Genomic DNA, 21597 nt, shown 5'->3' on the forward strand with positions numbered 1-21597 from the left:
ACATTATGAGCATTCCAAACAATTTAAAGTACAGTAAAGATCACGAGTGGATTTCTGTAGAAGGAGATGTAGCAACAATCGGTATTACAGCTTTCGCACAAGGAGAGTTAGGAGATATTGTTTATGTTGACGTAGAAACAGAAGGAGAAACTTTAGGTCAAGAAGAAGTATTTGGAACAGTAGAAGCAGTAAAAACAGTTTCTGACTTATTTATGCCAATTAGCGGTGAAGTTGTAGAATTTAACACTGAATTAGAAGGTGAGCCAGAATTAATCAACACTGATCCTTACGGAAAAGGGTGGATTATCAAAGTAAAAATTGAAGATGCTTCTCAATTAGATGCTTTATTAGACGCAGCTGCTTACGGAGAATTAATTGGTGCATAAGACAAAAAAAATAATATTCTTTGCATATGTAGCGTTGGTGTTTTATCTGACGCTACTTCCACAAGAAAATTTCTCGAAATTAAGCACAATCAAAGAATTAGAAATCTTTTTGGAGATTGATAATTTAGATAAAATTGTACATTGTGGAATGTTTGGGATGATGACGATTTTGTTATTTGTCGCATACAAAATAACAACTCTGCGCTTGATGATAATTCCGTTTTTGGTAAGTTTTCTTATCGAAATTTTGCAAGGTATTTTAACATCACTTCATCGTAGTTTTGATTTTGTCGATTTAATGGCAAACTTATCCGGAATCTCCCTCGCATATATCGCAATAGCATATTATTTACAACATAAAAAAACTCAGTAGTATTACTGAGTTTTTTGTTTTTCTTATCTTTTTGACTTATTCAAGTGTAAACTAAGAAAATGTCATTCCGACGTTAGGAGGAATCTTCGATTCTTCATTCTACTAACGTTTTATTCAGAATGACATTTATACGTAAGTCATATTGAACTCGTTTCAACATCACATCAAAATAAAAAAAAGCAACCTTTCGCTTGCTTTTATATTGAAAAAATTAATTGTGCTTACCGCTTAGTTCATCAACTCCTCAGGAATATCACATATCGGAATTGGAACCATTTTATGTTGGTTAATACGATTTAATCTGGAATAAATCTCGAATACTTCTTTTTCTCTACCTTCAAATTCATTTGCAGTTTTTCCAGCTTCTTTCGCTTTCATTGCCCATTCTAATTCATCGTAATTTGCACCTAATTGATCTTCATCCGAACGATCATCACCAAACAAACCATCTGTTGGTTTTGCTTTTTGAATATCTGTATTAACTCCTAAAAACTCAGCAATTTTATACACTTCCGATTTCATCAAATCAGCAATTGGACTAAGATCTACACCGCCATCACCATATTTCGTATAAAAACCAACGCCAAAATCTTCGACTTTATTTCCTGTTCCTGCAACCAAATAATTGTGTAAACCAGCAAAATAATAAAGTGTTGTCATACGCAAACGAGAGCGTGTATTGGCCAAGGCTAAATTCACTTTATCCGTTGTTTCCGTTTCTGGTAAAGCCAAAACCATTGCATCAAAAGTTGAGGTTAAATCAACTTCTATCGAATCGATTGGCGACGAAAACTTATTTTTTAACCATTCAATATGACGTTTTGCTCTATCCGCTTGATTTTTTTCTTGATGAATTGGCATTTCCAAATTAAGTAAAGGGGAGCCTGTCATCGCACAAAGTGTTGAGGTTACAGCCGAATCAATTCCGCCCGAAATTCCAATCACAAAGCCTTTTTGGTGCGCTGTTTCCAAATAATCTTTCAACCAAGAAACAATATATTCTACAACTTTTTCAGTTTGCATAGTTTAATAATTTATTTCAAAGATAGCAGATTATGAAAAAAATTAGGGTTGAAAATACTACAGATTATTTTACTATTTTTGTTAGCTAAATAACCAAGCAATGAAATTTGTATATGGCTTAGCTTTTGCGAGTTTAATTTTATTTACTGCGTGCAAAAAAGAAAAATCGTGGGAAGTGGATGTCAAAGAACAAAATGTTCAGTTGAATATTCATGATATCAGCCAAGATTTTTTTAACGATTCGATTCCTTTAGCGACTTTACGAAAAGATTATCCTTTCTTTTTTGATGCAAAAACTGCGGATGATGTATGGGAAAGTCAACGTCGTAATAAAGAAGAATTGAGTATTTATGGACAATCTCGAAAGGTTTTTGGAGATTTTAAAAACTTAAATGAATCGTTAACTCCGATGTTTCAACGTTACCAATTTTATTTTCCAGAATATAAAATTCCGACGGTTTATACCTATTCATCAGGTTTACAAAATATAGATTATCCTGTGATGTTTAGTCAGCAATCTGGCTTGATGTTTATTGCGATGGATGCGTATTTGGGGTCAAAGAATAAATTATATGATAGCATTGGCGTAGAACGTTATTTACGCACAAATTTAGATTTTAATCGTTTGCCTTCTCAAGCTGTTGATGCAATTGCGAATGATGTGGTAACATTTAGCCCAAGAAATCAATTATTTATTGATAAAATGATTTATGAAGGGAAGAAATTGATTTTGCAAGATGCATTGTTAACAGATACACCAGACGAATATAAAGTTGGTTACACGCCAGAACAAATTCAGTGGTGTATTGAGAACGAAGGTCAAATTTGGAACTTTTTTGTGGAGCAAAATTATGTATTCAGTTCAGATGCTTCTTTGGATAAACGCTTTTTAGCAGTTAGTCCATTTTCAAAATTTAATAATGAAATAGAACAAGATTCTCCAGGAAGAATTGCGGCTTGGATTGGTTTGCAAATTATTCGCCAATACATGAAAGAGAATCCGAAGGTAGAATTGAAAGCTTTGTTAGATGATATGGATGGTCAAAAAATCTTCAAAGATTCTAAATATAAGCCAGCTTTAGAAAGTAATAATTCAACAAATTATACAACAAAAACAATTGATGGTAAAGTTTACCATTTTGTGAAATAAACTAATAATTAGAAGTTATGAGAACAACAAATATTACGGTAGAGATTGAATTGGACGAAAATCACGTACCAGAAAAAATGACTTGGAATGCACCAGACGGTGGAATTAGTCACGAAGAAACAAAAGCAATGTTACTTTCTGTTTGGGATGATAAAGCAAAAGAGGCTTTGCGTATCGATTTGTGGACAAAAGAAATGACACAAGATGATATGAAACGTTTCTTTCACCAAATTTTAATTTCAATGTCTAGTTCTTACGAAAGAGCAACAGAGGAAAAAGAAGTTGCAGAAAGAATCGCTGCTTTTGCAGAAGAATTCGCAATTGCTTCAAAAATTAAAGGTTAAGATTTTAACCAAATAAAAACTTTAAGTCGAATTTCGTAACATTTTGGTTAGAAATTCGACTTATTTTATATCTTTAATTTTCTGACAAGAATAGTCTATGAAACAATTATTTTTTACTTTACTATTTATTACTTCTCTTCCTTCGTTTGCCCAAGAAGGATGGACAATTGAAAAATGTATTGAATATGCTTCGAAAAATAATTTGACTGTTCAACAGAATACCATCAACCAAGAAATTTTTAATAAAAATTTAGAATTAACCTATAACGCTTGGTTGCCAACGGTTTCGGGTTATGTAGATACTAACTTTACAATCGGAACTTATAATCCAACAATAGAAAAGGGATATTATCAATTTGCGCATTCATTTGGCGTACAATCTAGCATCAATATTTACAATGGTGGAGTTGTTCAATTGAATAAAGACAAAGCTGCTTTGGAATTAGAAGCGTCGAAAGTACAAACTGCGATGACGATAAATGATATTTCGTTACAAGTTGCAAATTATTATTTGGCGGTTTTATTGAACAAAGAATTGAAACAAGTTGCAGTAGGAAATCTAACTATTTCGAAACAATTATTGGATCAAAATCAAAAGAAATTCAAAGCTGGTTCAGTAGCTCAATCTGTTGTTGCTCAATCTGAATCTGAAGTCGCGACAAATACACGTGAAGTGGTAAATGCACAAATCGAAATAGAGCGTGCATTGTTCAATTTAGCGATGTTGTTGCAATTAAATGATTACCGAAATTTTGCTGTAACTGATGTCAAAATTCCAGATAATGTAACGTCTCAATTGTATAATTTGGATGATGTGGTAGAAACGGCTTATCAAAATCAGCCTTCTGTAAAACATGCCGAATTGCAAATTGATGTTGCTGCGAAAGAAACTCAAATCGCGCGAACTTCATTATTTCCAAAAGTGACAGGAAGTTTCAATTTCGGAACGAATTATCTACAATATTTCAATAAAAGATTACGTCAAGATGCATTATTAGAGCAATTAGGACATAATGTAACAGGCGTTTTTGGAGTTGGTGTGAGTATTCCAATTTGGAATCAATATTCCTATAAAATTAATATTCAGAAAGCATTAATCAACGAGGATTTAGCAAAAGTTGACCTTCTACAATCGAAACAAGATGTGCTGAAAAATGTTCAATCTGCGTATTTCGAAGTAAATAGTTCTTATGCGTCATACGACTCGTCGAAAGAAGCGGTAAAATATGCGAAAATTTCATACGATTTTGCACAAAAATCTTACAATGCTGGAGTCATTAATCAATACGATTTTAACCGTTCGCGTAATGATATGATGGTTGCAGAATCGCAAATGTTGCAAGCGAAATACAATTACATTTTTAAACAAAAAGTATTAGATTTCTATGCTGGCGTTCCAATAACGTTGGAAGGAAAATAGAGGTTAAATGAAGTAAATAGAGAAAATATTAATCAAATTATTGAAAATTATTTTCATAAAAGAGTTTCAGAGTGTAATAAATATTTCTAAATCTATTCTAAAATCATAAATTCAAACTTTATACATCAATTTTCCTTGTGTATCTTTGCAACATGGCAACAATCTTAAATTTAGAAACTTCAACAAAAAATTGTTCGGTTTCGATTGCTAAAGATGGCGTTCAACTATGTTTGGTTGAAGAAAGTGATGAAAATTATGCACATGGTGAAAAACTGAATCAGTTTGTGGATTGGTGCGTGGAAGGCGCGCAAATAAATTGGAAAGATATAGAGGCGGTTTGTGTTTCAAAAGGCCCAGGTTCTTACACAGGTTTGCGTATTGGCGTTTCGTCTGCCAAAGGTTTTGCATATGGATCTGATATTCCACTTATGGCAATTAATTCGTTGCAAATTTTGGCGGAATCACAATTGAATCAAGAGGTCGATTATATCATTCCGATGATTGATGCAAGACGAATGGAAGTCTATACAGCTTTGTTTGATAAGCAAGGAAATCAGTTAACAGAAACAGAAGCTAAAGTAATCGATGAAACTTCTTTTGAAGAATTGAAAGGAAAGAAAATTATTTTTGTGGGTGATGGAGCAGAAAAATGTCAAGAAGTTTTAGCGCATTTAGATGCTACGTTTATACAAACTTTTCCATCGGCAAAAGATATGATTCGTGTTGCGGAAGAAAAATTTAACCAAAAATCATTTGAAGATGTTGCGTATTTCGAGCCATATTATCTGAAAGATTTTGTTGCCGGAAAAAAGAAATCTGAATAAAATAAAAAGAGATAATTTATGAAAAATCTTGTGTTGACAATTGCTTCATTATACGGAATGACGGCGGTTATATTAGGCGCTTTCGGAGCTCATGCGTTCAAGAAAATTTTACCAGCCGAAAAATTAGCAAGTTTTGAAGTCGGAGTACGTTATCAAATGTATCACGCAATTGTTTTGTTAGCTGTTGGAATGTATTTTCAATTTAATAACGGATTAGAACGTTCTGCAGCTTGGTGTTTAATTGCCGGAACATTTGTTTTTTCTGTAAGTATCTATTTGTTGTCATTCGCAGAACATTGGAACGCAAATCTTAAATTTTTAGGGCCAATTACGCCACTTGGAGGTCTATTTATGATTATCGGTTGGGGTTTATTGGCTTGGATTTTTATGAAAGGAAAATAATTTTCTTTAAATTTATATAATTGTTAATCAGTTATATGGATTTGTGGAATAAACTATTGGTTGGATTATTATTTTTACTTGCAATTAATACAAAAGCGCAAGATAAATTAGTATTGACGACTCCTTTAATCTTTAAACATAGCAACTTTGAATTGAAATTGTTTAATAATCAACAATTCAAATACAAGTCGGTTTTTTATAACTGTATTGTAGAGTTAGATAAAAACGGTAAAGAAATCAATAATGCTAATTATGATTTTGCTGAAGGAACTTATCAAGTAATGGATAATAAATTAATCTTAACTGTAAAATCATCAAGTGGCTATTATTTCTTAGAGAAAGAATATTACTTTTTGATTCTTGATAAAAAGACTTTTTTGATGTCTAATAAGGATCGAAAAAATCTCAAAGAAGCAAGAATGCAAAGGTCAAATAAATCTTTTCCGAATTATATTATAGATACGGATAATCGTAGAGAATATACATTTTATAGTACTGATCAAAAAGTAACTATCGAAGGTTACGAAAAAGATAAAATATATCAAATGTTTAAATAAAAAAGACACTTTATAAAGTGTCTTTTTCTATTTTTAATCTTTACCATTTATCATTTTAGAAACAATTCCAGAATTTTTATTGACTTCATCGATAATAACTCCAATGAGATGAATAAGAAAAAAGATAGGAAACCAATAAATTGCAGTTTTATGCAGTTCTTCCATTGGGTCTTTGTAAGTTCCATTTCCCCACATTAAATAAAATCCTGTCACAATATTAATTAGCATTAACAAATAGAAAATCATATAAATTATTCCCTGAAACTTTTCGGATGTTGAATGACTTTCAAAGGATTAGGAAATCGGATTCCCTTTACCAGCATATAAACAATTCGGACAGCAAAAAGACCTAAAGCGATATAAGCAAATATTTCGTGCCATTGCCACATTGGTTCTAAAGAACTTCTTCCAATTGTTTTTAAAGTAGCGTCAGAAATGTTTAAACCTTCTTTTGAAACTTCATTGGTAATTAAAGCAGAAAGATTTTTCTTGCTCATCCATTCCATTCTCAAAAAACCAGTTAAGAAAAGCATTATCATCGATATTCCGATTGTCCAATGTAATAATCGATGAGTTAAAGTAAACTTTTTCATAATTTATAGTGATTAAAAAAACCTCTCAAAATTGAGAGGTTTTTGTCGTATTTTTTTATTCAAAATCGTCTTCTGTGAATTCGAATTCTTCAAATGTACATTCTATTTCGAAAGGAATATCTTTTTCAGATTCTTCTACAAAATCTTGCACTTCACCTTTCCAGTTCAAGGTCAAAATTCCTTTATCGTTTACACTAAAAGTTAATTCGTTGTTTACTGTTTCGTAATCTTCTTCCGAAACATACAACGTTGTGTAATATACTTCCACAGTTTCACCTTCTTCGTCTTCTTCCTCGGCAAAACCGTAAGGAATAGAAACTTTTTTACCGTTTAATTCTTCTACAGATTCTACGTCCAAAGGAAAATCATCAATAAATAAAGAAAGTTGAGGAAAATCGTTTTGTAACGAATCGCCTTCTACGTGTTCTAAGTCATCAGTCGAATGTATTTCTACCAACAAACATTTTTTATTTCCTTGAAAAACGACTTTGCATAACGATTTTTCAATATTATAATTAAATGTTTCATCCGGATGGAAGAACTTAATTGTTTTCATTGTTTTGTTAATGTATGTTATTAATTATGAGTACGAATATAATTAAGTTCAATTAATTATCACAAAAAAAATGAGAGAAATTATATTTTTTCGCCTCTAAACCAAAAAAGCCATCTATCTAAGATAAATGGCTTCTATTATTTTATGAATATTCAATTCGATTATTTTGCAGCTTCTTCAGTTGCAGCAGCTGGTTTAGCTGATAAATCTACTTGTAATAAAACTTCGTCTTTTACAATAGATCCTCCACCACCTGTGAAAACAATTCCGAAATCTTTACGGTTAATTCCGAATTCTTCAGATTTGATTGTAACACCATTCGCATCAACAGTTACGTTAGCTTTGAAAGTAACATTTTTAGGAACTCCACGGAAATCTAAGTTTCCAGAAATTTCTGAATTGTAATCTCCTCCTTCTAAAGCTTTAACTCCTGTAATTTCGAAAGTTGCAGTTGGGAATTTTTCAACGTCTAAGAAATCAGCAGATTTTAAGTGTCCGTCTAATTTTCCTTTACTTTCTGCATCAGCATCTAAATCTTTCGATTCGAAAGAAGCAAAATCAGCAACAAATTTCCCTGATTCTAAAACTCCGTCGTGTACTTTTACAGAACCTTCTTTTAATTTTACTACTCCGTAGTGACCTTCTTCTGGTTTGTTGATATCGTCAAAAGTTTTTCCACCTTTCCAATTTACAACAGATGCAGTTGTATCAACAGCATATTCTGCAGCTCCTTCAGTTGATGTTGCTCCTTCTTGAGCTTCTGTAGCAGCTTTAGTTTCAGTTTTTCCTCCACAAGATGTTAATGCAACAGCAGAAACAACAGCCAATCCTAAGAATAATTTTTTCATATCGCTTTTTTTAATTTTTTCTTTTACAAAACTATAATATAAATTAATAGTTGATATTGATTTATATCAATAAATGAAATAATTAAACAATTATTTCATATTGAATAAATCTAATACCTTAGCCAAACATAAGAAAAATTATTCAATCGTGCTAAACGTAAAACAACTCAGTTATAATTATCCAGATTTCGAAGAAAAAGTACTCGATAACATCAATTTTGCAGTTAACAAAGGCGAAGTGATAAGTATTATCGGAGAAAGTGGAAGTGGAAAGTCAACTTTACTGAAATTGATTTATGGTTTGTTAGATTTTAAAGAAGGAGAAATTTACTATCATACCAAAAAATTACGTGGTCCTGCTTATAACTTGATTCCAGGTCATAAAATGATGAAATACGTAGCGCAAGATTATGATTTGTTAGATTTTGTGACGGTTGGCGAAAATGTCGGAAAATTTTTAAGCAATTTTGATTTAGAACTTAAGCAACAACAAATTGACGAAGCGTTAACGGTGGTTGAAATGTTAGATTTTAAACATATTTTTCCAAATAAACTGAGTGGAGGTCAGCGACAGCGTGTGTCTATTGCACGAGCTTTGGCACAACAACCCGAAATTTTGTTGCTGGATGAACCTTTTTCTAATTTAGATCAAACATTAAAATTAACCATTCGAGAAAAAATTATGGATTGGTGCAAAGCGCATCAAATTACAGTAATTTTTACAACGCACGATTTGAATGATGCTTTTTATACTTCGGATAAAATTTTAGTTTTGCAAAACGGAAAAATGATTCAGTTTGATGAGGTCGAGAATGTGCGAAATTCTCCTGCGACAGCTTATGTGGCCAAACTTTTTGGTTATGTAAATGTGTTGGATGATTCGCAAGATTTAGGAATCGATTCTTCTAAAATTGTCATTTATCCAGAAGAAATTACAATTTCTGAAAATGGAAAATTTGAAGGAAAAGTAATTTTATCAAAATTTCAGGGAAGAGATTATTTGGTAAGATTTACATTCAAAAACATTGAATTGTTGACTTATTCTTCTCAAAAATTAATGAAAGATGAGTTGATACATTTTGAAGTTATAAAATTTCATCAATTATGCATTTAGAAAGTTTACAAGTAACGGAATTGTGTAGCGAACGATTAATTTTGATGCCATTCACGATTTCCATTTGCGAAAATATATTACAAAATAATTATACCGATTTAGAGCAATTAAATTTGATTAGAGGAAAAGGTTGGCCAGATGCAGATGTAATCGAAACATTGCCTCGAATTATTGTGAACTTGTCTAAAGTTGATGCACCAACAGGTTTCGAATCGTGGATGATTATCAAGAAATCAACACGAGAAATAATTGGTGACATTGGTTTTAAAGGTTATAATTTTGTTGGAAGAAGTTGTGATATTGGTTATGGAATTATCGAAGCAGAAAGAAAGCAAGGTTTTGCAGTGGAAGCAGCTGCGGAATTGATAAATTGGGCATTTACAAAAGAAACTTTAGAAGAAGTAACCGCTTGTTGTTTGATAGAAAATATTGGTTCAACGAAACTTTTAACTAAACTAAATTTCACTGAATTGAATAGAGATTCAACTATGATTTATTGGTCGTTGTTGAGAGAAAATAAATTGAGTTAAAGAAAAGAATAGATTTTTCGATAAACTTGGAATGATAATCAGATATAAAAAAAGCGAAATTCAAATTATGAATTTCGCTTTTTTGTTTTTATTTATTCAACAAGAAATCTAAAACTTCTGCTGTAAAATCTTTCGGATTTTCGGCATGTAACCAATGTCCTGCATTTGCAATTTTCTTGATTTCCGCATTTGGAAAACGCTCCTTGATAATCATTTCATCTTCTGGCATAATGTAATTTGAATTTGCGCCACCCAAAAATAAAGTTGGACCATCAAATTCGCCTTTCAACAATTCAGAACCAATCATCTCTTGATAAAATTTATCCAAAATATCTAAATTGAATCGAAAAGCATATTTACCATTCTCGGCGTGGTAAACGTTTTTCAATAAAAATTGTCGCACACCAATTTCAGGAATATATTGTTCCAAAGTCGTTTCTACATCTTTTCGAGTTTCAACTTGATCAAAATTAACAGATTTCAACGCTTTGAAAATCGCATTATGATGAGGTTGATAAGCTTTTGGTGCCATATCAGCTACAATCAAATGATCTAATCTATTTTGATGAATCATCGCAAAATCAATCACAATTCTTCCGCCAAGTGAATGTCCCAACAAATGTGCTTTTTCGATAGAATTTGCATCCATATAATTCACGATATCTTGCGTCATCGCTGCCAAAGAAGAATCTTCGCTATGAAAACTACGTCCATGATTGCGTAAATCAATCAAATGTGTTGTAAAATATTCGCCAAAATGTTTTCCTAATGTGCTCCAATTATCCAATTGTCCAAACAATCCATGAAAAACCAATAAATGTTTTTCACCAGAGCCGACAATTTTGCTATGTAATATTTCTGCCATTTTCTACAAATTTGCTAATTCAATTTTACGTAAATACGCTTGTATCGTATTTTCTAAACCTAAATATAGAGCTTCAGAAATTAACGCGTGACCAATAGAAACTTCGGCAATTGTTGGAATTTCGCGAATAAAATATTCAATATTATCTAAACTCAAATCGTGTCCAGCATTTACAGCCAATCCATTTTCGATTGCTAATTTTGCTGTTTCTTTGTAAGGAAGAATTGCGTCAAGATTTCCTAAACCGTATTGCGTCGCAAATTCTTCTGTGTACAACTCGATTCGATCAGCACCAGTTTTCGCAGCACTTTCAATTAAAGCAGGATTTGGATCTAAGAAAATAGAAGTTCTGATTCCAGCATCTTTAAACGTTTTAATCACATCTGTTAAATAATCAAAATGTTTGATTGTATCCCAACCAGCATTTGATGTAATCGCATCTTCTGCATCAGGAACCAAGGTAACTTGTTCTGGTTTTGAGTTTAAAACCAATTCCATAAAACTATCAATCGGTTTTCCTTCAATATTAAATTCAGTTGTTACAACAGGTTTCAAATCGTAGACATCTTGGTAACGAATATGACGTTCGTCTGGACGCGGATGAATCGTAATTCCTTGTCCTCCGAATTCCTGAATTTTGATTGCCGCTTCTACAAGATTTGGCGTATTTCCACCACGCGCATTACGAATTGTAGCAATTTTATTTATATTAACACTTAATTTAGTCATGATTTTATATTATAATTTTTTTATATCAGAAAGCGAAATGCTTTGCATAATTTCTAAGTCAAATTTACGACAAGCTGTTAACAAATGATCGAAAATATCAGACTGAATTCTTTCAAACTCCAAATTGCTTGCCGAAGTTGTAAAACATCCAATTTCTAAGGGCATTCCAAGCGGAGAAACAGGTAATTGTTTTACGATAATTGGATCATTTTGCGAAACTGTTTTCAAACTTTTTAAATAATGTTCAACATAAATTCTAAAAACACCAATATTGGTTAAGTTTTTACCATTAATATCTAAATCAGAATTTTCAATGTTTTGATTATAGATAGAGATTTCGTGACGTTTTTGTTGAATATAATGATGAATTAAAGTAATATTTTCGAAACGATTTAACATTTCTTCGTTACAAAACTGAAACGAATTTACATTAAACGAAACAGAACGTTTTATTTGACGTGTTCCAGTTGCCAACATCGCCATATGATTGGTTACCTGAGACGATACCAAATCTACAGTTGGAACCGTTGCAATAGATTTATCAAACTTCTCAATTTTTACTAAATTGATGTTAATTTCTTTTACTGTTCCTTCAATATCGCCTTTGGAAACGGTAATCCAATCGCCAACTTTTACAATTTTAGAATAGGAGATTTGCAAACCAGAAACAAATCCGAAAATTGCATCACGAAAAATCAATAAAACAGCTGCGGTTAAAGCTCCGAGAACGGTAATAATTGTGTTTTTATCAACCGTAAACAAAATCATTATTCCAGAAATAATCGCAAAAAACGTGATAATAAACTTCAACATTTGCCCAAAAGTTCGCACTCCAACTGTTGTATAACTATTTTCTTCGTTGTACACATCAATAATTGTATTGATAACTCGGAAAATAAGTTGCGTAAAAACGATTAATGAAATAAGTTGTGTAATGCGTTGAACAACATGAAAAATATTTCCTTCATTCTTGAATAAAATAACATTCATGCTTAATGCAAAACTGATTGGAATAAGATGAATAGCTGAAAGAAAGACTTTGTTTTTGTACAAAAACTTCAACCAATCGTTTTCGGTGAAATTCTTTAATTTTTTTAGAAGCGGAAGAATAATAGCTCTTAGCACAAAATCTAACACAAAAAGAATAGCTATCCAAGTGACAATTTCTAAGAAATTAAAAAGATTTTCAGACAAATCAATTTTGAAATATTGATTGAAAAAAAATTTTACACCATCAGAAAATTCTTCATAAAAAGATTTATCTTGCATAAGCTGTTAATTGAGTTTAAATAGATTTGTTTGTGCAAAGTTACAGTTTTAAAAATACTAAAATAATGGATAACGATAGTATACTAAATCTTATTAGTGGAATTTTATTGGTTGTTGGTTTGGTCGGAACTGTTTTGCCAGTTTTACCAGGAGCACCTTTGGCATTGGTCGGATTATTAGTTTTTAAATTTAGTGGTGATTGTAGTTACAATTGGGGAACGATAATTATTGCAGGACTTTTTGTGTTATTAGGTGCGCTTTTAGATTATTTACTGCCTGCATATATGACCAAAAAATTAGGCGGAACCAAATACGGAATTTGGGGATCTATTGTCGGATTAATCATCGGATTATTTTTTCCACCAATCGGTTTTATCGTAGGGCCTTTTTTGGGAGCATTATTAGGCGAATTAATTTTTACTGCGGCTTCGCCAAAAGTTGCATTAAAATCTGCTTTCGGATCTTTTGTAGGATTTATTTTAACAACAGGTTACGACATTATATTAACGTTAATATTTATCGGAATATTTGTTTATCAATTGATGAATTAATCAGATTAAATGGTTGAAATTAGGTCAATAAAAAAAAATGACCTATATTTGCAAAGAATTTAAAGGAATAAATGGAGGAGGGCTGGTTATAGCTCTCTTTTTCGTTGTATATGGATTCAAGTAAAGTAAAACAGCTGATAGACGAAGCAATTGCGGAAAATCCGTCATTGTTTCTTATCGATTGGAAAATCACTCCAGATGATAAAATTGTAATTTTAGCAGATGGAGACGAAGGTCTTTCAGTCGAAGAAATTGTAAGAATAAGTCGACATGTAGAGCACAATCTTGATAGAGAAGAATGTGATTTTGCATTAGAGGTTTCCTCTCCTGGTGTAGGAAGTAACCTAACCATGCCACGCCAATTTGCCAAAAATGTAGGAAGAACTTTAGAAGCTACATTAAGCGACAAAGTGGTGGAAGGCGAAATTGTAGAAGCCGATGAAGAAGGTGTTACAATTTTTTGGGAAGCGCGCGAACCAAAACCTGTAGGAAAAGGAAAAATTACAGTAGAACACGAAGAAAAAATAAATTACGCTGACATCAAGAAAGCGATTATAAAAGTCACCTTTTAAAAAAATTAAAGTTTAATGGACAATCTTGCATTAATTGAATCTTTTGGAGATTTTAAAGACGATAAGAACATCGACCGTATTACGCTGATGGCAATCTTAGAAGAAACCCTGAAAAGTGTTTTGAAAAAGAAATATGGTACAGATGATAACTTTGATATTATTGTAAATCCTGATAAAGGAGACTTAGAGATTTGGCACAACCGTATCGTTGTAGAAGACGGTTTTTCAGAAGACGACGCAACAGATATCGAATTATCTGAAGCACGTAAAATTGAGCCAGATTTTGAAGTAGGTGAAGAAGTATCGGAAAAAATTCCGATCGAAGCATTAGGTCGTCGTGCGATTTTAACATTACGCCAAACATTGGTTTCTAAAGTAATGGAGCATGATAACTCTAATTTATACGAGAAATTTAAAGGTTTAATTGGAGAAGTAGTTTCAGGAGAAATCCACTATGTACGTCACAAACAAGTGATTATTATGGATGACGAACAAAACGAAATGATTTTACCAAAAGAAAATCAAATACCATCAGATTTTTTCAGAAAAGGAGATACATTACGTGCAGTTGTAGATGACGTAAAATTAAGAGGAGCAAAACCTCAAATTATTTTATCTAGAACATCACCAAAATTCTTAGAGAAATTATTTGAACAAGAAATTCCAGAAATTTTAGACGGATTAATTACAATCAAAAATGTAGTTCGTATCCCTGGAGATAAAGCAAAAGTTGCAGTAGAATCTTACGACGATCGTATCGATCCAGTAGGAGCTTGTGTCGGAATGAAAGGATCTCGTATCCATTCAATTGTACGCGAATTACGTAACGAGAACATCGACGTAATCAACTACACAAACAACATGAGTTTGTTTATTCAACGCGCTTTAAGCCCAGCTAAAATTTCGAATATCGAAATTAATGAAGAAGAAAACAAAGCCTTAGTTTACGTAAATGCAGACGAAGTTTCGAAAGCAATTGGTAAAGGAGGTTACAATGTTCGTTTAGCTTCTAAATTAGTTGGAATGGAAATTGATATTTTCAGAGAAGGAGCCCAAGACGAAGACGTAGAATTATCAGAATTCTCAGACGAAATCGATGCATGGGTAATCGAAGCATTTAGTGCTATCGGGTTAGATACTGCCAAAAGTATTTTAGAACAAGATGTTGATGATTTAATCAAACGTACGGATTTAGAAGAAGAGACGATCTTAGACGTTATCCGTGTGTTAAAAGAAGAGTTTGAAGATTAATTCATACTCAAGTCATAAACAATTCATACATTTGCAAACATTAAAATAAGAGATTAGCTTCATATGTCGGAAACAATAAGATTAAGTAAAGTATTAAAAGAATTAAATATATCAATAGATAGAGCTGTTGATTTTTTAGAAGGGAAGGGTACAACAGTAGAAAAAAATCCGAACTCTAAAATCGATCTGCCAACTTACGATATTTTAGTTAATGAGTTCCGATCTGATGCTAAACAAAAGCAAGCTTCCGGTGAAGTAGTCATTAACAAAATTTCAGATATCAAAGCCGCTGAGAAAAAAGAAGCAGAAGCAAAAGCTGCAACTGAAAAACCAGTAGAAAAGAAACCTGAAATCATTGAAACGACGAAAGTTGAATTGGAAGGACCAAAGACTGTTGGAAAAATAGACTTAGATGCTTTGAAACCTAAAGCCAAAGTAGAAAAAACTGCGGTAAAAGAAGAGGTGAAGAAAGAAGAAATCAAGAAAGAGGAAGCACCAAAAGCTGAACCTAAAACTGAATCAAAAGAGGAACCGAAAGGACCGAAAGTGATAAAAGTTATTGATCTTGATAAAATAAATAATACAGGTAAACCTAAAAAGCAAGATTCTCCAGCTCCTAAAAAAGAGCAAGCAGAACCTAAAAAGGCGGAAGCACCGAAGGCGGAAGTTAAAAAAGAGGTGAAGAAAGAAGAACCTAAAAAGGTGGAAGAGGTTAAAAAGCCTGAAATAAAAACGGAAGCGAAGCCTGAAGTGAAGAAAGAAGAAATTGAAGAAGTAGCAGCAGTTGAACCTCAAAAAATTGAAACTGTCTACACAAAATTAGATGGACCTAATTTTACAGGTGCAAAGATTGACTTATCTAAATTTGATAAGAAAAAAACTGACGATAAAAAAGGGAATCAAAAAGGTGCTAATAACGCTGCTGACAAGAAAAAGCGCAAACGTATCCAGAAAAACGTTAAACCAGAAGATGTAACAAAAGCTGGAGAAAACGGAGGAAACAATAATAATCGTCAAGGTGGTAACAACAACCACGGAGGAAATAATAATAACCGCCAAGGTGGTAATAACAACCATGGAGGAGGAAATAATAACAACCGTCAAGGAGGTCAAGGACAAGGAGGAAATCGCCCAGGAGGTCAAGGTGGAAATCGTCAAGGTGGTGGAAACTTTAGAGGTGGAAACAACCGTGGACCAAGAGTTCCTCAAGTAGAACTTTCTGACGAAGATGTTAAAAAACAAATTAAAGACACTTTAGATAAACTTACTAACAAAGGAAAAGGATCTAAAGGGGCTAAACACAGAAGAGACAAACGTAAAGAACGTCGTGAGTTTGCTGAGCAAGAGCAAGAAGCAATAGACATGGACAAAACTTTACATGTAACAGAATTTGTAACGGTTAACGAATTAGCTTCGTTAATGGATGTTTCTGTTACAGAAGTTATCTCTGCATGTATGTCATTGGGAATCATGGTTACCATGAACCAACGTCTTGAAGCGGATACAATTCAATTAGTTGCAGATGATTTCGGATTCGAAGCAGTATTTGCTAATGCTGAAGAAGAAATCTCAACTGAAGAAGAAGAAATCGATAACGAAGAAGATTTAGTAACTCGTGCGCCAATTGTAACTGTAATGGGACACGTTGACCATGGTAAAACATCTTTATTAGATTATATTCGTAAAGCAAACGTAATTGCTGGTGAGTCTGGAGGTATTACACAACACATTGGTGCGTATAACGTAACATTGCCAAGTGGTAAGCGTGTAGCGTTCTTAGATACACCAGGTCACGAGGCCTTTACAGCGATGCGTGCTCGTGGTGCTCAAGTAACGGATATTGCAATTATTGTAATTGCGGCCGATGACCAAATCATGCCACAAACACGTGAAGCAATTTCTCACGCTCAAGCAGCTGGAGTACCAATGGTATTCGCTATCAATAAGGTTGATAAACCAGCAGCTAACCCAGAAAAAGTAAAAGAGCAATTAGCTCAAATGAACTTATTAGTTGAAGACTGGGGTGGTACTTACCAATCTCAAGAAATCTCGGCTAAATCTGGTTTAGGAGTAGAAGATTTATTAGAAAAAGTATTATTAGAAGCTGAGGTATTAGACCTTAAAGCGAATCCAAAACGTAAAGCATCTGGTACAGTTGTAGAAGCTGCATTAGATAAAGGACGTGGATATGTTTCGACAATTATTGTACAAACAGGTACATTACACATCGGAGATTATGTATTAGCAGGATCTCACCATGGTAAAGTTCGTGCAATGTTAGATGAGCGTGGTAACAATATCAAAGTTGCTGGACCATCAACACCAGTTACGATATTAGGATTAGCGGGTGCGCCAACAGCAGGTGATAAGTTCAAAGTTTACGAAGATGAACGCGAAGCGAAACAAATTGCAACTCGTAGAGATCAATTACAACGTGAGCAAACTATTCGTACACAAAAACATATTACACTTGATGAGATTGGACGTCGTATTGCTTTAGGAGACTTCAAAGAGTTGAATATTATCTTGAAAGGGGACGTGGATGGTTCTGTAGAAGCATTGACAGACTCTTTACAAAAACTTTCGACAGAAGAAATTATTGTTAACATCTTACACAAAGGAGTTGGACAAATTACAGAATCTGACGTATTATTAGCTTCTGCTTCAGATGCGATTATTATTGGATTTAATGTTCGTCCTGGTGGATCTGCTCGTGATATTGCAGAAAAAGAAGAAGTTGAAATTAGAACATACTCAATTATCTATGCTGCGATCGAAGAGATCAAAGAAGCGATGGAAGGAATGTTATCTCCAGAGTTGAAAGAGCAAGTAACAGGTAATATTGAGGTTCGTGAAACATTCAAAGTAACGAAAGTTGGTACTATTGCCGGATGTATGGTCTTAGACGGTAAAGTTTATAGAAACTCTAGTATTCGTATCATTCGTGATGGAGTTGTGATTCACGATGGTGAATTAGCTTCATTGAAACGTTTCAAAGATGATGTGAAAGAAGTTAGTAAAGGTTACGAATGTGGTCTTAACATCAAAAACTTCAACGACATTCAAGTAGGTGACATTATCGAAGCTTACGAAACTGTAGAGGTTAAAAAGAAATTGAAATAATCAATTCTCAACAAATATTTTAGAAAGGAGCTCAATTTGAGCTCCTTTTTTTATGAAATTTTATTTAATAAAAATCAATACTCTACTTATTATATAGAATTATATTCTATTATTAGTTTTATTTTTAGAATAGAATTTTTGTTTAACATTAATTTAAAGTTTTCTTTTATTTTATTTAAAAACGACTTGTTTTATATTCTATAAAGTCTATAAATTTGCTAGACTTTAAAATTGTAAATATGAACAAGAAATTATACTCACTCAAAAAAATATTTTTTCTCACTGCTCTTTTTGGTGGAACATTTTTATTTGCTCAAACCAAAGTTACAGGTACGGTTGAAGATGTAAATGGACCAATCGATCAAGCAACGGTTAATGTAAAAGGAACGAATATCACGACAACAACAGATGCAGATGGTTTATATCAACTAACGTTAGAACCAGGGAAGTATGAAATTATTGTTTCAAAAATAGGTGAGCCAACAACGACGCAAACAATTAATGTGCTTGATGAAAATGAAGTTTCTTTAGATTTCTTTTTACAATCAATCAATTCGGAGACTGATCTTAGCGAAGTTGTTTTAATTGGTTCGCGCGCAGTGGGACGTACACAATTAGATTCTTCAACGCCAGTTGATGTGATAGATATTAAAGAGGTTACAAAAGATGTAGGACAAGTTTCGTTGAATCAAATCTTAAATTATGTTGCACCATCTTTTAGTTCGAATACGCAAGTTATTTCTGATGGAACAGATCATATAGATCCTGCTTCTTTGCGCGGTTTAGGACCAGATCAAGTATTAGTTTTGATTAACGGAAAACGTCGTCATACAACATCATTGGTTAATATTAATGGTTCGTTTGGTAAAGGTTCTGTCGGTACAGATTTGAATGCAATACCAACTTCTGCAATTAAACGAATTGAAATTCTTCGAGATGGAGCCGCGGCTCAATATGGTTCTGATGCGATTGCAGGTGTGATTAATATTGTCTTGGAAGATTCGACAGATAAACTACGCGCGTCAATTTCGTATGGAGGAAATCTTTCGAAAAATGCAGAAGATAATTTTGATGGCGAAACTTTTCAAGCGAATGTGAATTATGGTGTAAAAGTTGGAGAAAAAGGAGGATTTGTAAATGTTGCAGGTTCTTACGACAAGCGTCAACCATTCAATCGTCAAAAAGAATTTACAGGAACAATTTTTTCAGATTATAATCGACCAGATTTATATCCAAATCCAACTGGAAAAGATATTACAGAGGAGGAATTAGCCCGCCGTGGAGAAACGCGTGCTGATTATGTTTCGCGTATTGGACAATCAAAAAATGAAGGAGGTGCGATTTTTATTAATTCACTTTTCCCAGTTTCAGATAAAACCGAAATTTATGCATTTGGAGGATTAAATTATCGTTTAGGAGAATCAGCAGCCTTTCGTCGTCAGCCTGCTCAGTTGCATCAAACTGTTGCGTCAATTTATCCAAATGGATTTTTACCATTGATTCAAACCAATAATTACGATCGCTCTTTAGCAGCGGGAATTCGTAGTGAAATTAACGGTTGGAAAGTTGATTTTTCGAACACATACGGAAATAATACCATCGATTTTGGAGTAAAAAATACAGTTAACGCATCGATGAAAGAATCTTCACCAACATCTTTTGAAGCTGGTGGATATCGTTTTACGCAGAATACAACCAACCTGGATTTTACGCGTTTTTTTGATGATGTTTTAGCTGGAATTAATGTCGCTTTTGGTGCAGAATTTCGTTATGAAAATTATCAAATTGTAGGAGGTGAAGAGTCATCTTATGCGAATTATGGTAAAGTTCGTCAAATTGGTGTAGACGGAAATGGAAAGCCAATTTATGTACAAGATTTTAATGGAAATATCAATACATTATTCGCTGTAAATGGTACTGCTTTAGCAGGTGGAGCGCAAGCTTTTCCAGGATTTTTACCAGCGAATGAAGTCAATGCAAATCGTCATTCTGTTGCGGCGTATTTAGATACTGAATTTAATTTTACGAAAGATTTCTTAGTGGCTGCTGCGTTACGTTATGAAGATTATTCAGATTTTGGTTCAACATTAAATGGAAAAATTTCGACTCGATACAAATTAGGAAACTATGTGTTGAGAGCCGCAGCAAGTACAGGATTTAGAGCGCCATCTTTACATCAATTATATTTTAGTGCAACATCAAGTTTATTCTTAGATGGAGCAATTTCTAATTCAGGAACTTTTACAAATGATAGTCGTGCTGCAAAATTATTAGGAATTCCACAATTGAACGAAGAAAAATCGAAATCAGTTTCGGCTGGAGCTACGGCAAATTGGGGAAAATTCAAATTGAGTGTTGACGGATATTTCATTAGAATTGATGACCGAATCATTTACACAGGATCTTTCACAGGAAGTAATGCAGCAAATGCATCAGCACAAGATAAAGAGATTTACGAATTATTGCAACAAGCAAATGCAACTTCAGCTCGTTTCTTCGCAAATGCAATTGATACCGAAACGAAAGGAATAGATGTTGTTTTGACGTATCAAGATCGTTTGGGAGCAGGAAAATTACGTGGAGATTTATCGGCGACTTTTAGCAAGACAAATGTTGTGGGTGATGTACATGCTTCCGATTTATTGAAAGGAAAAGAGTCTACTTATTTTGATCGTTCAAGTCGTATTTATTTAGAATCGGCTATACCTCGTACAAAAATTAATTTATCCATGAATTATTCATTGGATAAATGGAATGTTTACTTAAGAAACGTGTATTTTGGAGAAGTTGATGCAGCGACAAATACGGTGGCCGATTCGCAAACATTTAGCGGAAAAGTTGTAACAGATTTGAGTTTTGGTTATGCTTTCAACAAAAATATTTCGTTAACAATAGGAGCAAATAATTTGTTTGATATCTATCCTGATGAAACGAAAATTGGAGGAAATAGAGGAGCAGGATATTTTGTGTATTCACGTACTGGACAACAATTCGGAACAGGAGGACGCTTTGCTTTCGCTCGTTTATCATTAAGTTTATAATTTAAATAGTTTATATGTTTTACCAAATCTTTGTCGTAATTGATGAAGGTTTGGTATTTTTGTTTAAATCGATTTT

The 21597-nt window shown here is 33.1% G+C and carries 23 protein-coding genes; 15 read left to right on the forward strand and 8 right to left on the reverse strand.

Annotated features, from left to right (window positions below; genetic code table 11):
- Positions 1-5: 5 nt before the first annotated feature.
- On the forward strand, positions 6-386 hold the full coding sequence (gene gcvH, locus B3792_RS06230; RefSeq protein ID WP_038335019.1) for a glycine cleavage system protein GcvH: 381 nt from the start codon (positions 6-8) through the stop codon (positions 384-386).
- Positions 379-759 (forward strand): VanZ family protein, encoded by a 381-nt coding sequence (locus B3792_RS06235; RefSeq protein ID WP_221854263.1) that lies wholly within the window; start codon positions 379-381, stop codon positions 757-759. The genes gcvH and B3792_RS06235 overlap by 8 nt, the downstream gene beginning before the upstream one ends.
- A 228-nt stretch (positions 760-987) precedes the next feature.
- Here B3792_RS06235 and nadE read toward each other — a convergent pair whose 3' ends face one another.
- Complete coding sequence (gene nadE / locus B3792_RS06240; RefSeq protein WP_286495309.1) at positions 988-1782, reverse strand: NAD(+) synthase; 795 nt, start codon at positions 1780-1782, stop codon at positions 988-990.
- A 100-nt stretch (positions 1783-1882) separates the two neighbouring features.
- Here nadE and B3792_RS06245 point away from each other — a divergent pair, with 100 nt between their 5' ends.
- From B3792_RS06245 to B3792_RS06270, 6 genes are all read left to right on the forward strand, one after another.
- Entirely contained in the window at positions 1883-2932 is a 1050-nt protein-coding gene (locus tag B3792_RS06245; RefSeq protein WP_219033845.1) for a gliding motility protein, GldB, read from the forward strand.
- A gap of 17 nt (positions 2933-2949) precedes the next feature.
- Positions 2950-3276 carry a gliding motility protein GldC gene (gldC, locus tag B3792_RS06250; protein ID WP_038335027.1) on the forward strand — a complete coding sequence of 109 codons (327 nt, stop codon included), beginning with the start codon at positions 2950-2952 and terminating at the stop codon, positions 3274-3276.
- A 97-nt stretch (positions 3277-3373) separates the two neighbouring features.
- Positions 3374-4696, forward strand: coding sequence for a TolC family protein (locus B3792_RS06255; RefSeq protein WP_291049676.1), 1323 nt, complete (start codon positions 3374-3376; stop codon positions 4694-4696).
- A 152-nt stretch (positions 4697-4848) separates the two neighbouring features.
- Positions 4849-5520, forward strand: a complete 672-nt coding sequence (gene tsaB / locus B3792_RS06260; RefSeq protein WP_038335034.1) for a tRNA (adenosine(37)-N6)-threonylcarbamoyltransferase complex dimerization subunit type 1 TsaB — start codon at positions 4849-4851, stop codon at positions 5518-5520.
- An 18-nt stretch (positions 5521-5538) separates the two neighbouring features.
- The gene (locus B3792_RS06265; RefSeq protein ID WP_280049058.1) at positions 5539-5922 is read left to right on the forward strand and encodes a DUF423 domain-containing protein; all 384 of its coding nucleotides are present in this window, start codon (positions 5539-5541) and stop codon (positions 5920-5922) included.
- A gap of 35 nt (positions 5923-5957) precedes the next feature.
- Entirely contained in the window at positions 5958-6479 is a 522-nt protein-coding gene (locus B3792_RS06270; protein ID WP_280051220.1) for a hypothetical protein, read from the forward strand.
- A 33-nt stretch (positions 6480-6512) separates the two neighbouring features.
- On the opposite strand, the gene B3792_RS06275 is transcribed toward B3792_RS06270, so the two are convergent.
- The 4 genes from B3792_RS06275 to B3792_RS06290 all read right to left on the reverse strand — a co-directional run bounded on the left by B3792_RS06275 (position 6513) and on the right by B3792_RS06290 (position 8476).
- Positions 6513-6725: a cytochrome b/b6 domain-containing protein gene (locus B3792_RS06275; protein WP_291069157.1), complete on the reverse strand. Its 213-nt coding sequence runs from the start codon at positions 6723-6725 to the stop codon at positions 6513-6515.
- A gap of 5 nt (positions 6726-6730) precedes the next feature.
- The gene (locus B3792_RS06280; protein WP_257468027.1) at positions 6731-7072 is read right to left on the reverse strand and encodes a cytochrome b/b6 domain-containing protein; all 342 of its coding nucleotides are present in this window, start codon (positions 7070-7072) and stop codon (positions 6731-6733) included.
- A gap of 55 nt (positions 7073-7127) precedes the next feature.
- Positions 7128-7628, reverse strand: coding sequence for a hypothetical protein (locus tag B3792_RS06285; protein ID WP_291069159.1), 501 nt, complete (start codon positions 7626-7628; stop codon positions 7128-7130).
- A 161-nt stretch (positions 7629-7789) separates the two neighbouring features.
- Positions 7790-8476, reverse strand: a complete 687-nt coding sequence (locus B3792_RS06290; protein WP_038335041.1) for a YceI family protein — start codon at positions 8474-8476, stop codon at positions 7790-7792.
- Positions 8477-8576: 100 nt separating this feature from the next.
- Between B3792_RS06290 and B3792_RS06295 the strand changes: the two genes are divergently transcribed.
- Together B3792_RS06295 and B3792_RS06300 are read left to right on the forward strand one after the other, a co-directional pair.
- Positions 8577-9590, forward strand: coding sequence for an ABC transporter ATP-binding protein (locus tag B3792_RS06295; protein WP_291069161.1), 1014 nt, complete (start codon positions 8577-8579; stop codon positions 9588-9590).
- Positions 9581-10120, forward strand: coding sequence for a GNAT family N-acetyltransferase (locus B3792_RS06300; RefSeq protein WP_125350502.1), 540 nt, complete (start codon positions 9581-9583; stop codon positions 10118-10120). Before B3792_RS06295 ends, B3792_RS06300 begins: the two co-directional genes overlap by 10 nt.
- An 88-nt stretch (positions 10121-10208) precedes the next feature.
- On the opposite strand, the gene B3792_RS06305 is transcribed toward B3792_RS06300, so the two are convergent.
- From B3792_RS06305 to B3792_RS06315, 3 genes are read right to left on the reverse strand one after another with little or no spacing between them, the layout of a single operon-like run.
- Positions 10209-10985, reverse strand: coding sequence for an alpha/beta fold hydrolase (locus B3792_RS06305; protein WP_125350501.1), 777 nt, complete (start codon positions 10983-10985; stop codon positions 10209-10211).
- Between the two features lie 3 nt (positions 10986-10988).
- Positions 10989-11714, reverse strand: coding sequence for a pyridoxine 5'-phosphate synthase (locus B3792_RS06310; RefSeq protein ID WP_125350500.1), 726 nt, complete (start codon positions 11712-11714; stop codon positions 10989-10991).
- A 9-nt stretch (positions 11715-11723) separates the two neighbouring features.
- Positions 11724-12983: a mechanosensitive ion channel family protein gene (locus B3792_RS06315; RefSeq protein WP_291069164.1), complete on the reverse strand. Its 1260-nt coding sequence runs from the start codon at positions 12981-12983 to the stop codon at positions 11724-11726.
- 65 nt (positions 12984-13048) lie between these two features.
- Here B3792_RS06315 and B3792_RS06320 point away from each other — a divergent pair, with 65 nt between their 5' ends.
- The 5 genes from B3792_RS06320 (at position 13049) to B3792_RS06340 (ending at position 21521) form a co-directional block, all read left to right on the forward strand.
- Positions 13049-13534 (forward strand): DUF456 domain-containing protein, encoded by a 486-nt coding sequence (locus B3792_RS06320; protein ID WP_038335046.1) that lies wholly within the window; start codon positions 13049-13051, stop codon positions 13532-13534.
- A gap of 110 nt (positions 13535-13644) precedes the next feature.
- On the forward strand, positions 13645-14106 hold the full coding sequence (gene rimP / locus B3792_RS06325) for a ribosome assembly cofactor RimP (protein ID WP_038335047.1): 462 nt from the start codon (positions 13645-13647) through the stop codon (positions 14104-14106).
- Between the two features lie 15 nt (positions 14107-14121).
- The gene (nusA, locus tag B3792_RS06330; protein WP_038335048.1) at positions 14122-15357 is read left to right on the forward strand and encodes a transcription termination factor NusA; all 1236 of its coding nucleotides are present in this window, start codon (positions 14122-14124) and stop codon (positions 15355-15357) included.
- A 63-nt stretch (positions 15358-15420) separates the two neighbouring features.
- Positions 15421-18480 carry a translation initiation factor IF-2 gene (gene infB / locus B3792_RS06335; RefSeq protein WP_291069167.1) on the forward strand — a complete coding sequence of 1020 codons (3060 nt, stop codon included), beginning with the start codon at positions 15421-15423 and terminating at the stop codon, positions 18478-18480.
- Positions 18481-18719: 239 nt separating this feature from the next.
- Positions 18720-21521 carry a TonB-dependent receptor gene (locus B3792_RS06340; RefSeq protein ID WP_125350495.1) on the forward strand — a complete coding sequence of 934 codons (2802 nt, stop codon included), beginning with the start codon at positions 18720-18722 and terminating at the stop codon, positions 21519-21521.
- Positions 21522-21597: the final 76 nt, after the last annotated feature.

The organism is Empedobacter sp. UBA5924 (assembly GCF_002431085.1).
Taxonomy (GTDB): Bacteria; Bacteroidota; Bacteroidia; order Flavobacteriales; family Weeksellaceae; genus Empedobacter; species Empedobacter falsenii_B.

Bases quoted from the DNA above. Each gene is read 5' to 3' on its own strand.
- B3792_RS06255 (WP_291049676.1), top strand. From the start codon at position 3,374: ATGAAACAATTATTTTTTACTTTACTATTTATTACTTCTCTTCCTTCG.
- rimP (WP_038335047.1), top strand. From the start codon at position 13,645: ATGGATTCAAGTAAAGTAAAACAGCTGATAGACGAAGCAATTGCGGAA.
- B3792_RS06275 (WP_291069157.1), bottom strand. From the start codon at position 6,725: ATGATTTTCTATTTGTTAATGCTAATTAATATTGTGACAGGATTTTAT.
- B3792_RS06245 (WP_219033845.1), top strand. From the start codon at position 1,883: ATGAAATTTGTATATGGCTTAGCTTTTGCGAGTTTAATTTTATTTACT.
- B3792_RS06265 (WP_280049058.1), top strand. From the start codon at position 5,539: ATGAAAAATCTTGTGTTGACAATTGCTTCATTATACGGAATGACGGCG.
- gldC (WP_038335027.1), top strand. From the start codon at position 2,950: ATGAGAACAACAAATATTACGGTAGAGATTGAATTGGACGAAAATCAC.
- tsaB (WP_038335034.1), top strand. From the start codon at position 4,849: ATGGCAACAATCTTAAATTTAGAAACTTCAACAAAAAATTGTTCGGTT.
- nadE (WP_286495309.1), bottom strand. From the start codon at position 1,782: ATGCAAACTGAAAAAGTTGTAGAATATATTGTTTCTTGGTTGAAAGAT.
- B3792_RS06285 (WP_291069159.1), bottom strand. From the start codon at position 7,628: ATGAAAACAATTAAGTTCTTCCATCCGGATGAAACATTTAATTATAAT.
- gcvH (WP_038335019.1), top strand. From the start codon at position 6: ATGAGCATTCCAAACAATTTAAAGTACAGTAAAGATCACGAGTGGATT.
- nusA (WP_038335048.1), top strand. From the start codon at position 14,122: ATGGACAATCTTGCATTAATTGAATCTTTTGGAGATTTTAAAGACGAT.
- B3792_RS06270 (WP_280051220.1), top strand. From the start codon at position 5,958: ATGGATTTGTGGAATAAACTATTGGTTGGATTATTATTTTTACTTGCA.
- B3792_RS06310 (WP_125350500.1), bottom strand. From the start codon at position 11,714: ATGACTAAATTAAGTGTTAATATAAATAAAATTGCTACAATTCGTAAT.
- B3792_RS06315 (WP_291069164.1), bottom strand. From the start codon at position 12,983: ATGCAAGATAAATCTTTTTATGAAGAATTTTCTGATGGTGTAAAATTT.
- B3792_RS06340 (WP_125350495.1), top strand. From the start codon at position 18,720: ATGAACAAGAAATTATACTCACTCAAAAAAATATTTTTTCTCACTGCT.
- infB (WP_291069167.1), top strand. From the start codon at position 15,421: ATGTCGGAAACAATAAGATTAAGTAAAGTATTAAAAGAATTAAATATA.
- B3792_RS06320 (WP_038335046.1), top strand. From the start codon at position 13,049: ATGGATAACGATAGTATACTAAATCTTATTAGTGGAATTTTATTGGTT.
- B3792_RS06300 (WP_125350502.1), top strand. From the start codon at position 9,581: ATGCATTTAGAAAGTTTACAAGTAACGGAATTGTGTAGCGAACGATTA.
- B3792_RS06290 (WP_038335041.1), bottom strand. From the start codon at position 8,476: ATGAAAAAATTATTCTTAGGATTGGCTGTTGTTTCTGCTGTTGCATTA.
- B3792_RS06305 (WP_125350501.1), bottom strand. From the start codon at position 10,985: ATGGCAGAAATATTACATAGCAAAATTGTCGGCTCTGGTGAAAAACAT.
- B3792_RS06280 (WP_257468027.1), bottom strand. From the start codon at position 7,072: ATGAAAAAGTTTACTTTAACTCATCGATTATTACATTGGACAATCGGA.